Annotated in this window: 12 protein-coding genes; 11 read left to right on the forward strand and 1 reads right to left on the reverse strand. The window is 57.0% G+C overall.

The window, feature by feature from the left end; all coding sequences use genetic code 11:
- Positions 1 to 195: 195 nt before the first annotated feature.
- Positions 196 to 1,008, reverse strand: a complete 813-nt coding sequence (locus tag BUB78_RS13540; protein ID WP_073198799.1) for a lytic transglycosylase domain-containing protein — start codon at positions 1,006 to 1,008, stop codon at positions 196 to 198.
- Positions 1,009 to 1,365: 357 nt separating this feature from the next.
- Here BUB78_RS13540 and BUB78_RS13545 point away from each other — a divergent pair, with 357 nt between their 5' ends.
- The 11 genes from BUB78_RS13545 (at position 1,366) to BUB78_RS13595 (ending at position 11,816) form a co-directional block, all read left to right on the forward strand.
- A complete protein-coding gene (locus BUB78_RS13545) occupies positions 1,366 to 1,566 on the forward strand; it encodes a Flp family type IVb pilin (protein WP_073198801.1) in 201 nt (66 codons plus the stop codon).
- Positions 1,567 to 1,788: 222 nt separating this feature from the next.
- Positions 1,789 to 2,658, forward strand: coding sequence for a Flp pilus assembly protein CpaB (gene cpaB, locus BUB78_RS13550; RefSeq protein ID WP_073198802.1), 870 nt, complete (start codon positions 1,789 to 1,791; stop codon positions 2,656 to 2,658).
- Between the two features lie 197 nt (positions 2,659 to 2,855).
- Positions 2,856 to 4,271 carry a type II and III secretion system protein family protein gene (locus tag BUB78_RS13555; RefSeq protein ID WP_073198804.1) on the forward strand — a complete coding sequence of 472 codons (1,416 nt, stop codon included), beginning with the start codon at positions 2,856 to 2,858 and terminating at the stop codon, positions 4,269 to 4,271.
- A gap of 16 nt (positions 4,272 to 4,287) precedes the next feature.
- Positions 4,288 to 4,935: an OmpA family protein gene (locus BUB78_RS13560; RefSeq protein ID WP_139279348.1), complete on the forward strand. Its 648-nt coding sequence runs from the start codon at positions 4,288 to 4,290 to the stop codon at positions 4,933 to 4,935.
- Positions 4,936 to 5,189: 254 nt separating this feature from the next.
- Entirely contained in the window at positions 5,190 to 6,425 is a 1,236-nt protein-coding gene (locus tag BUB78_RS13565; RefSeq protein ID WP_073198808.1) for a CpaE/TadZ family protein, read from the forward strand.
- A gap of 17 nt (positions 6,426 to 6,442) precedes the next feature.
- Complete coding sequence (locus tag BUB78_RS13570; protein ID WP_139279349.1) at positions 6,443 to 7,885, forward strand: TadA family conjugal transfer-associated ATPase; 1,443 nt, start codon at positions 6,443 to 6,445, stop codon at positions 7,883 to 7,885.
- Between the two features lie 5 nt (positions 7,886 to 7,890).
- Positions 7,891 to 8,859: a type II secretion system F family protein gene (locus BUB78_RS13575; protein ID WP_073198810.1), complete on the forward strand. Its 969-nt coding sequence runs from the start codon at positions 7,891 to 7,893 to the stop codon at positions 8,857 to 8,859.
- Between the two features lie 13 nt (positions 8,860 to 8,872).
- A complete protein-coding gene (locus BUB78_RS13580) occupies positions 8,873 to 9,853 on the forward strand; it encodes a type II secretion system F family protein (protein WP_073198812.1) in 981 nt (326 codons plus the stop codon).
- Between the two features lie 10 nt (positions 9,854 to 9,863).
- Positions 9,864 to 10,415, forward strand: coding sequence for a tetratricopeptide repeat protein (locus BUB78_RS13585; RefSeq protein ID WP_073198815.1), 552 nt, complete (start codon positions 9,864 to 9,866; stop codon positions 10,413 to 10,415).
- A 29-nt stretch (positions 10,416 to 10,444) separates the two neighbouring features.
- Positions 10,445 to 11,302, forward strand: coding sequence for a tetratricopeptide repeat protein (locus BUB78_RS13590; protein WP_073198817.1), 858 nt, complete (start codon positions 10,445 to 10,447; stop codon positions 11,300 to 11,302).
- A 13-nt stretch (positions 11,303 to 11,315) separates the two neighbouring features.
- Positions 11,316 to 11,816, forward strand: coding sequence for a prepilin peptidase (locus BUB78_RS13595; protein WP_073198820.1), 501 nt, complete (start codon positions 11,316 to 11,318; stop codon positions 11,814 to 11,816).
- The last annotated feature ends 57 nt before the right edge of the window (positions 11,817 to 11,873 follow it).

Here is an 11,873-nt window from a genome sequence, read left to right on the forward strand (position 1 = left end):
CTGGGCGTGCTGGACGTCACCCACAAGGGCCTGCATATCGAGGAGCTGGCCCCGGGCGTCACCCGCGAAGACATGATCGCCGCAACCGAGGCGACCATCGTCTGATCCGACACATTATATATAGGGACCTGTCAGGTGCCTTTGGCCGGACCGGGATTTTTCCTGGCCCGGCCTTTTTATGGCGATGGCACCGACCTAGTTCATCGCCAGATTAAGAGCGCAGGCATCGGTGATCAATTCGGGCCGTGTTTTGCACAGGCCCCGCGCCACCTCGTAAGCGGCCAGAACCTTAGGCACATAATCGCGGGTCTCGGCATAGGGCGGCACGCCTTTGTGGGTTTTGACCGCGTTCTCGCCGGCGTTGTATCCGGCGAGCGCCATCAGGGCGTCGCCCTCGAATTCGCCCAGCAACCAGTCAAGATAGGCCACACCGCCCTTGATGTTCTGATCCGGCAGCATGGCGTCGGTCACGCCAAAGCGGCTGGCGGTGGCCGGCATGAGCTGCATCAGGCCCTGGGCCCCGGCGCCACTGATCGCATCAACGCGCCCGCCTGATTCAACCGCAATCACCGCAAGCACCAAGGCGGGCGACACCCGCGTGCCAATGGTTTCGCGCAGGATATGCCCCCCCTCGGCCAGGGCGATATCCTGCAACACCTGAAGGCGCGGCGCAGTGATCCTCTGGCCACTGGGCGGATTGGTGAGTTGGTCAAAGGCCGCGCGCAAGCGTGCGGGGGCATCTGCACTTAACTCTGGCGGCACCAGATCCCAAAACCAGCTATATGTCGCCGTGCGCGGCACCGGGGCATCGCCATTCTTCGCGGGTGCCTCTTTGGGGGGAACTTCGCTTTGCGGTTCGATCTGAACATTGATTCGTCGCTTGACCCCAGCGGCGGGCGGCTTCTGACGTTTGAAGGTAAATTCGGGAAATGGCGGCGGATCACCGGCCTGCACCGATAAAGGCCAGACTAGAATCGCGGCGATTCCCAAAAACTTAATGATTTTCATTGCGGGCTCTGCTCTGCCTCTGATTTATTGGCCACAGTATCGCAAAAGTACCTAATTTAAGCCAGTATTGTATTCGAAAGATCAGCCCTCTTGGCGTTAATTTCGCCATAATCACTATCGTAAAAGTAGTTTTGCTATTTTTATGAGTTTTAAATTTTTTATATTTCAATGACTTAAATAATTTCTTTCCTATTTGTTAATCTTCACAAAAATCGCTTTAATGCTGCCCAAATCCCGCCCGATTTCACTGGCTATATTAACTCATACCACGACGGTAGCCGGCCATTAAAACACGACGGGCCCTACACCGAAGCGGTTGTTTAAACTGAGCAAACTGATCCTTTGGAGGGACACACAATGATTAAATTTTTCAAAAACTTCTCGAAAGACGAAGACGGTGCCGTAACAGTTGACTGGGTCGTTCTGACCGCAGCCGTTGTTGGTCTGGGTGTTGCTGGTGTGGCTTCGGTCAACAACGGTATCACCGGTCTGGCAAGTGCGATCGGTAGCGAAATGTCGGGCACGACGGTCACTGATCTGGGCACGCTGGGTCAGTAATTCGACCCAGGTCCGGCCCCGCCGGACCACCCCCAATACCAATGGCCACGGATGCAAATCCGTGGCCATTGGCGCATCTGACACTCACCCGGCAAGCCCATCCCAGTGAATGAGCGCGAGATCGCCGCCCTGCGTCCCTGTTTTTGACACAATCCCCCGATATTCAGAACTTTGATTTCGGTGACATCACCGGACAACAGGTTTCGACGGAAAGGAAACACCATGCGTTTGGTATTCGGATTGGTACTCATGCTCGGCCTTGGGCTTGCGGGCTTTGCCGTATACATGGCCAAATCATATATTCAGGGCTATCAGACCCAACTGGCGCTGGAACGCAAGCAACGCGCGCCAAACATTGAAACAGTTGACGTCTACGTTGTCACCCGCCCGGTAAAGTATGGCGAGCCACTGGATAAAACCGCTGTTCGCCTGGCCGCCTTCCCCAAGGAAACGCTTCCAGAGGGGGCGTTCACCTCGCCCGAAGACCTGTTCCCGCAAGGCGAAGACACGCCGCGCACCGTTCTTCGCGGTATGGAAACCAACGAGATTGTTCTCGCCGTCAAAGTAACCGAACCGGGCAAAGCAGTCGGCATCACATCACAGCTTGAACGCGGCATGCGTGCCTTTGCGATCAAAGTGGACGTGACAAGCGGCGTATCAGGGTTTTTGCGCCCCGGTGACACGGTCGACATCTACTGGACCGGCAGCGTCGGATCGAGCGATTTGCGGACCGCAGAGAATTCAAGAGGCGATGTGACCAAGCTGATTGAAACAGGTGTCAAGCTGATCGCTGTAGATCAGGTCACAAATAGCGACATGACCGAAACCACAATTGCGCGCACGGTCACGGCCGCGGTTCGCCCGCAACAGGTTGCCGCCCTTGCACAGGCCCAATCCTCGGGGCGCCTCTCTTTGTCGCTTGTCGGCGCGCTTGATGACACGGTCGCCGAAGCGGTCGAAGTTGACCAGACACGTCTCTTGGGCATCACCGCCAAAGCGGTGGAAAAGCAAGCCCCGGTCGAAGAGAGCTGCACCATTCGCACCCGCCGCGGCGCTGAGGTGATCGTAACCGCAATTCCCTGCACCAATTAAGCCAGGCAAATACGAATCAAAAAGGGCATCCCGGCAGGGGTGCCCTTTTTTGCTTGTCGCAGCTATTTCGTCACAGCGCGGATAAATCTGAATAAAAACGCATTGATTCTTGAAAAAAAAACCGAACTGCCGCAAAGTGTCTGGAAGCACGGGCATCAAGACCCGATTAATGAGGCGTGATCGGAAAGGCAGGTCACATGAAAATTACGAGCTACTTATGGGCGGCTGTCGCCGGGCTCTCCTTTGCAGTGGGCCCTGTTGTGCCCGCCGCACAGGCCGAGTCCCTCCGAGTGGTGCGCAACGGAACCGGCAGCAATCTGAGTGTACCGATGAACAGGGCCATCGTCGTGGAAAGCGACGTGCCCTTTGCCGAACTCAGCATTGCAAATCCGGCTATTGCCGATATTTCAACCTTGTCGGACCGCTCCATCTACGTGTTGGGCAAGTCGCCGGGGCGGACAACGCTTACTCTTCTGGACGGCACCGGGCGGCTAATCACCAATATCGACGTGCACGTCAGCGCCGATATTTCTGAATTCAAAGAACGTCTGCGCCAGATTTTGCCGGGCGAAGCGATCGAGGTGCGTACCGCCAATGACGGGATCGTCATGTCGGGCACCGTATCAAGCATCTCGCGCATGGAGCGCGCGCTTGATCTTGCCGAACGTTATGCCCCCGAACGGGTGTCGAACCTGATGGCGGTTTCGGGAAAACAGCAAGTCATGCTGAAGGTTCGGTTTGCCGAGATGCAGCGCAGCGTTTCAAAGGCGCTGTCAAGCTCGCTGTCGATTGATGCACGTGGTGGCGGGCTTGGGGTTATTGGCGGCACCAACACCACAAATACACAAGGCGGAATCCTTAACACACTGACCGGTGCCGTTCCGGGCGAAAGCGAGAAGAACGCCGCGTTTGCCTTTGGGTTTGATGTGGGGTCCGTCGAAGTCGGTATCTTGCTGGAAGCTCTGGAAACCAAGGGCATGGTGCGCACACTGGCCGAGCCGAACCTGACCGCATTGTCGGGCCAGGAAGCCACGTTTTTGGCCGGTGGCGAATTTCCCGTGCCAGTGCCACAGGATAGCGACACGACCACGATCGAATACAAGCCCTTTGGGGTCGAGCTGAACTTTGTGCCGCGCGTTGTTGAAGACGGGATCATCAATCTTGAGCTGGCCGCCGCAGTATCCTCGCTTGATACGGCCAATGGTCTTGTTGCCAACGATCTGATCGTGCCGGCCTTCCGACGCCGCGACACTTCGACGACAGTGGTGCTGCGTGACGGCGACAGCTTTGCAGTTGCCGGGCTGTTGCAGGACGATTTCCGCGATAATAACGGTCAGGTGCCGTGGTTGGGCGACATTCCCATTCTGGGCTCCCTGTTCCGCAGCGCCGATTATCAGCGCTCGCAAACCGAGCTTGTTATCATCGTATCGGCTCATTTGGTATCCCCGACACGTGGCGAGGCGCTTGCCCTGCCCACCGATCGGGTCCAGATTCCGAGCGAGAAAGACCTGTTTCTCAATGGCCGCGTCGCAAAGGACCAGAAATCTAAAGGACCGGCTGGCGAAGTTGCCAAGCAGGATTTCAGCGGCTCTTACGGCTATGTCATGGATTGATCGAAAGGCTGGGGCAATGAAACATCTTATAGCAATCGCAGGTCTCGTCGCCGCCTCTGCCTGTTCACAACAGGGCGACGTGTACCGCTCATACAGTGAAGCTGGCTCCTTGGTGGATGGCGGTAACTTTGGCGAAGCCAATATGAACAACCACTTGGTCATGACCGGCGAGAAAAGCTATGTCTACGACCTCTCGAACCGATTTTCCAATGAGGTGCTGAGCACTGTCAACTTTGCCTTCAACTCGGCACAGCTTGACAATGGTGCGCGTGACACCCTGCGCGAACAGGCCAATTGGATCCGCCAGTTTCCCGAAGTGCGTTTTCGGGTTTACGGCCACACCGACGCAGTGGGATCGAACCGGTATAACAAAACTCTTGGCATGCGCCGCGCGCAGGCGGTGGTGTCCTTCCTGTCGTCCCAGGGCATTAGCCGCTCTCGCCTAGAAGCTGTTGTATCCTTTGGCGAGACACAGCCGCTGATCGTGACGCAGGGCCGCGAACGTCGCAACCGGCGGACCGTAACCGAAGTGTCAGGTTTTGTCGGGTCGGATCCGATTATGATGGACGGTAAATATGCCGAGGTGGTTTACCGCGAATACATCAATAGCGCCGTACCCAAATCTGCCCTCACGGTGGTTAGCGACGGCGGCAGCAGCGAGTAACGGTATACCGCAATTCTCCCTGTTCGGCATAGCCGGGCCAACTGAAACCCGCCCGAATTGGGCGGGTTTTTTGTGTCTTAAGACCGCACAATTACGATCTTTTGGCCTAAATGTCGCCAAGATTTGCAGCCATCTTCAGTCAGTAATGAGCGTTCCCAGAAAGATGGGGCGCCACGCAGATCTCATGGCTTTGCCATGTCTCGCGGGCAATTCCGCGAGCCCTGCATGGCGATGGCAGTAACAGGACCGATTAAATGAGCAGCATTGTGCTAAAACAACCCGAACCCAGCCCGATCATCGCCTGCACAATCAGTCGCGACGTGCAGAATTTCGACCTTTTGATTGAAGATATGGAAACCACCCTTGGCGAAAACTGGGGTGACCTTGGATTTGCCGAGGCTTTGGCCTTTCTCAATCAACCCGAAGCCGATTCTCTGGAGTTTGTGGCCGTTGCCATCGACGAAACCGACGAGGATGACCTCGTCATGTTGGGCGAAATCATCAGCCTCGCCAAGAAAAAGGGCATTAAAGTCATCTTAATCGCCGAAGATGTCAGCCCGGCGGCCCTGCATCAGCTGCTGCGTCAGGGAGCCGATGAATTTGTGCCCTACCCGCTGCCGGAAAACGAATTGAAATCCGCTATCGAGCGCCTGCAGAAATCCGAACCGGCAGCGCCAAGCGCAGCCCCGGTTGCGATTGACCGCGCAACCGAGGGCACCGGCGTTCTTTTGGCCGTGCAGGGTCTGGCCGGGGGCACCGGGGCGACGACGCTTGCGGTCAATCTCGCTTGGGAGTTGGCGAATGTCGAAAAAGCGAATCCCCCCAAAGTTTGCCTGTTGGACTTCAGCCTGCAATTCGGATCGGCCGCGACCTTCCTTGATCTGCCGCGCCGCGAGGTTGTGTTTGACATGTGGTCGGACACGGACGCCATGGATGACGATGTCTTCCGTCAGGCGCTTGTGTGCTTTGAGGAAAAGCTTTGGGTGTTGACCGCGCCCAAGGACATAATTCCGCTGGACATGGTCACATCTGAGGATGTCAACAAAGTGCTTGAAGTCGCGCGGCGGCATTTCGATTATGTGATCGTCGACATGCCCACCACACTGGTGCAATGGACCGAAGCGGTGTTGAACGCCTCGCAAATCTATTTTTCAACCGTCGAGCTGGATATGCGCTCGGCGCAAAACGCGCTGCGAATGAAGCGCGCGCTGCAATCAGAAGAATTGCCGGTTGAAAAACTGCGGTTCTGCCTGAACCGGGCCCCGAAATTCACCGATCTGAACGGCAAAAGCCGGGTGAAACGCATGGCCGAGAGCCTCGAAATCAGTATTGACCTATTATTGCCAGATGGTGGGCGGGCGGTTTGCCAAAGCTCGGATCACGGCCTGCCACTTGCCTCTGCGGCGGCCAAGAATCCGTTACGTCGAGAAATTTCCAAACTGGCCAACTCTTTGCATGAGCTGGGTAAAAGCGACGCAGAAGCCGCATAGAAAAGGGTCTGAAACCAATGTTTTCCCGTTATAAAAAACCTGCGGCAACCAAGGCCGGCACCAATTTGAAACCCGTCGAAGAACCCAGGACCGCGCCAATCGAAGACGCGGCTTCGGTGATGTCGTTTCGCAAACCTTTGCCAGTGGCGCCCGCCGCCGCTGTCGGCGCGGATAAAGAACGCAAGCGCAAGGACCGGATCAGCGAGATCAAGATCGAACTGCACCGCGCGCTTCTCGACAACCTCAACCTTGCCGCGCTTGATACCGCGACAGAGGATGACCTGCGCGCCGAAATAAGCTCGATCGCGAGGGAAATTCTTGAGGAAAAAGGCATCGTCCTCAACCGCGAGGATCGCGTGACCCTCACGCAGGAGCTTTATGACGAGGTCAAAGGCCTTGGCCCGCTTGAAACGCTGCTGAAAGACGACACGGTCAACGATATTCTCGTCAATGGCCCGCATCAGATTTTCGTGGAACGCGCCGGCATCCTGAGCCTGAGCGATGTGACCTTCAAAGATGAAAAGCATCTGATGCGGATCATCGACAAGATCGTTTCGGCAGTGGGTCGGCGGGTGGATGAATCCAACCCCTACGTTGACGCCCGTCTTGCCGATGGATCGCGTTTCAACGCCATGGTGCCGCCGGTTGCGGTCGACGGAAGCCTGGTGTCGATTCGGAAATTCAAGAAGGACAAGCTTGGCATCGACGATCTGGTCAGATTCGGCGCCTTCTCGGAAGAGATGGCCGCCTATTTACAGGCCGCTGTTGCCACCCGCCTCAACGTGATCGTGTCCGGCGGGACCGGCTCTGGTAAAACGACCACGCTGAACGCCCTGTCGTCCTTCATCGACAATGACGAACGCATTCTGACCATCGAAGACACCGCCGAACTTCAACTGCAACAAATCCACGTAGGACGGATGGAAAGCCGCCCGCCCAACGTGGAAGGCAAAGGCGAGGTTTCGCCCCGCGACTGCTTGAAGAACGCCCTGCGGATGCGCCCGGACCGGATCATCGTGGGGGAAACGCGCGGCGAAGAGGTGATTGACATGTTGCAGGCCATGAACACCGGCCACGACGGATCAATGACCACGATCCACGCCAACAACCCCCGCGACGGCATCAGCCGCCTGGAAAACATGGTCGCCATGGCCGGGATCGAAATGCCGCTCAAGGCCGTGCGCTCTCAGATCGCCTCGGCTGTGAACCTGATCGTTCAGGCCAGCCGCCTTCAGGACGGCTCGCGCCGGATGACCTCGATCACCGAAATAACCGGGATGGAAGGCGATGTGATCTCGATGCAGGAAATCTTCCGTTTCCAGCGCGTCGGCCTGAGCCCGGACAACAAGATCATCGGCCATTTTACCGGCACTGGCGTGCGCTCGAACTTTACAGAGCGGTTCCGCCTGTGGGGTTATGACCTTCCGCCTCATATCTTTGAACCCATCGCAGCGGAGTAACGCAGATGACCATCAGCGCAGAACCAATTATTTACGGCCTGATTTTCATCGGTGTGCTGGTCCTTGTCGAGGGCCTGTACCTGACGGTGTTTGGCCGCTCGATCAGCCTTAACAACCGGGTCAACCGCCGACTTGAGATGCTGGACAAGACCGGCAACCGCGAAGAGGTAATGGAAAAACTGCGCAAAGAGATGCAGCAGCACCTCAAGGCGCGCAAAATTCCGCTCTACTCGATCCTGTCGGCCAAGGCCCAAAAGGCCGCGATCGCCTTTACGCCCAATCAGCTGATGATGCTGATGGTGGGGGTCAGCGTGCTTGCGTTTCTTGGCCTGACGATTGGCACCGAAACCGCCATTCCCGTGCGCATCGCGGCGTCGATCGGGATGGGTGTTGGTGGCATTTTCACATGGATCAACATGAAGGCGAACAAACGCATGGGCATGCTCGAAGAGCAACTGCCCGATGCGATCGAACTCATGGTGCGCTCGCTTCGGGTGGGCCATCCGTTTTCCGCCGCCATCGGGATCGTCGCGACCGAGGTGTCTGACCCTCTGGCCACCGAATTTGGCATCATCGCCGACGAGGCCGCCTATGGTCGCGACATGGGCGAGGCCCTCAAGGACATGGCCGAGCGCCTTGATATGCAGGATCTGCGCTTTCTGGCGGTCGCCGTGACCATCCAGCAGCAATCAGGTGGTAACCTTGCTGAAATCCTTGCCGGTCTTGCCAAGGTGATCCGCTCGCGCTTTCGTCTGTTCCGCCGCGTCAAGGCGATCACCGCCGAGGCGAAATGGTCGGGCAAATTCCTGTCGGGCTTTCCGATCCTGGCGCTGATCCTCATTCAGGTGATCAAGCCTGATTACTATGACGAAGCGATGCTTCACCCCTACTTTATTCCCGCCACGCTGATCGTGGGTGGCTTTCTCGTGCTCAACCTGATCGTCATGCGCGCGCTTGTGGACATCAAGGTCTGAAAAGGAACATCCCATGAAACTTCTGACCCTGTTCACTGACGTCCTGACCGGCGCGCTTGGCCCCTTTGGCCCGATCATCGCGGTCGGCGCGCTTGGTGTGATGCTTATCCTCGTGACCGTTCCGATCATGCTCAAGCAAAAGCAGGATCCGCTTAAGAAGCTGAAAAACGCAAATTCAAACAAGAGCGATACGCCTTCTTCTGCCAACCTGCGCAGCGGCACGCGCAGTGTGAAGCTTGATAGATACGCGAGCTTTCTTGAGCCGCAGGATGAAAAGCAGCTGTCGCAGATGCGCCTGACGCTGATGCAGGCAGGATATCGCCACAAGGATGCGGTGCGATATTTCCACTTTGCCCAATTTGCGCTTGGCATCGGCCTTTTGCTCGTGGGCGTGATATATTTCGTTCTGGTCAAATCCGATGATGACCTTTCAACCCAACAGACGCTGATGTACATTCTCGGGCCGGGCGGTGTTGGCTACATGCTGCCAAAATACTGGGTTACAAAACGCCAGCAACAGCGCCAGGAAGAAATCACCGACGGCTTTCCCGACAGCCTTGACATGATGCTTGTCTGTATCGAGGCGGGCCAGTCGATGGATCAGGCGATCATTCGCGTCTCAAACGAAATCCGCGCCTCTTATCCCGCCCTGGCCGATGAATTCCAGATCGTCTCGCTGCAAATCAAGGCCGGGCGCGACAAGGCCTCGGTTCTCAACGAGATGGCCGAACGCTGCGGTGTACAGGATATTTCAAGCTTTGTGACGGTTCTGGTGCAATCACAGACCTTTGGCACCTCGGTCGGTGAGGCGCTGCGCGTCTATGCGGCGGAAATGCGTGACAAACGGGTCATGCGCGCCGAAGAAAAAGCCAACAAGCTTCCGACAAAGATGACACTCGCCACGATGATGCTTACAGTACCACCATTGCTGATCATTCTGGTTGGACCGTCCGCTCTGGGTATTATGAAACTCTTCGAGATGGCGGGCAAATAAACGGGGCACGATGACATCACGGGCGGGGGTATTTCTGGCGTTTTTTCTGGCTTTGGTCGGCTGTTTCGAGCCTGAACCACCAGAGAGCCCTTATGCACCGGGCCTTGTGCCGGGTGGAGAGGCGGTCGACGCGGTGATCGTCGGCCACCGCCTTATGGATGCGGGCGAATTCGAGTTGGCCCAAAAGGCCTATACCCGCGCCGCCGTGACCCAGGGCATGACGGCCGATATTCTCGCCGGACTTGGCAGCGCCAATCTGGGGCTTGGTCGCCTTGCAACAGCAGAGAGATTACTGCGCAAGGCCGTCGCAAAAGACCAGGCCTCGCCTGAAATCTGGAATAACCTGGGCGTTGTTCTGGTGGAAAAGCGCGAATATGTCGAAGCTGAACAGGTTTTTCGTCGCGCTTACGCACTGGATGATGGCGAAAGTGACTCAATTCGCGACAATTTGCGCTTAGCGCTCGCAAAATCTGAAAATTCCGGCTATGCTGAAGTGCAAGAGCAAGACTATAAATTGGTACGGCGGGGCAGTGGCGACTATCTGGTCCGCAAGATACCATGACGAGGCAGCGGCAGTAAAAGGACGCAAAAATGCGCCACCCTATCCTGATTTCCCTTTGCGTGACGGGCGTATTCGCCCTGTCTGCGTGTGAGCAGTCCACCGAAAATGACGTTGATCGCGCCTTTCAGAGCATCAATGTCGTGGATGAATCCAACCTCAATGACGTGATGCTGGCAGCTGCCGACCCAAATGAGGCGGTGTCTTACTTTCAGCGCGCAATCGGCGAAAAACCCGACCGCGTCGATCTGTTGCGCGGACTTGGCAAATCCCTGATCCGCGCCAAGCGCCACACCGAGGCGGTGAGTGTCTGGACGAAAGTGGCCGAGCATAAAGATGCCACGAATGACGACCGCGTCGATCTGGCCGACGCCCTGATCCGCAACAACGAATGGGAGCGCGCCGACAAGGTTCTGGACGCCATCCCCCCCACATTCGAGACCTTCAAACGCTATCGCCTTGAAGCAATGATTGCCGATAGCAATCAGGAATGGAAAAAGGCCGACAGTTTCTATGAAATCGCCGCTGGCCTGACGACGCGGCCCGCTGGCGTGATGAACAACTGGGGCTATTCCAAGCTGACGCGCGGCGACTATCCCGGCGCAGAGCGGCTTTTCTCGGATGCGGTCCGTCAGGACCCGGCCCTGTTCACCGCCAAGAACAACCTTGTTCTGGCACGCGGTGCGCAGCAGAAATACTCGCTTCCGGTATTGTCCACCAATCAGTCAGAGCGCGCACAACTGCTTTACACGCTTGGACTTTCGGCGATCAAGCAGGGCGACACAGCGATTGGCAAAGGCCTGTTGCGTGACGCGATAGAGACCCATCCCCAGCACTTCGAGGAAGCCGTGCGAAGCCTGCGCGCTCTTGAAGCAAACGTGTCAAACTAGGCAGGGGTACCAAATGTCACTTCAGATCACGGCCCAGGCGGCGCTTTGGTTCCTGCCCTTCGTTTTGCCGGTCTGTGTCTGGGTCGCGCTTAGCGATCTGCGGGTTATGAAAATTCCCAACACAGCGGTGCTGACACTGGCGGGAATCTTTGTGGTGATCGGGCTGATTGCGCTGCCGATGTCAGTCTATCCCTGGAGATTCGCGCATCTGGCGGTAATGCTTGCGGTCGGGATCCTGGCCAATGCCGTCGGAGCCATGGGCGCGGGGGATGCCAAATTTATCGCCGCCGCCGCCCCCTTCGTGGCGCTTGGCGATCTCCCCATGTTGGGGGTCCTCTTTTCCGCCACGCTTCTGGCCGCTTTTGTCACGCATCGCATCGCCAAATACAGCCCCCTGCGGCGCCTTGCGCCAGACTGGCAAAGCTGGTCCGTGGGCAAAAAATTCCCGATGGGCTTTGCCCTCGGCGCCACTCTGGCGATTTATTTGGGGCTTGGCGCGCTCTACGGGGCGTAAAGCGTCGCCTCTGCCGCACCCCTGCCCGAGGCTTTCCTTAATTTTTGCACCTTTGCG

The sequence above is a fragment of the Roseovarius marisflavi genome (assembly GCF_900142625.1).
Taxonomy (GTDB): Bacteria; Pseudomonadota; Alphaproteobacteria; order Rhodobacterales; family Rhodobacteraceae; genus Roseovarius; species Roseovarius marisflavi.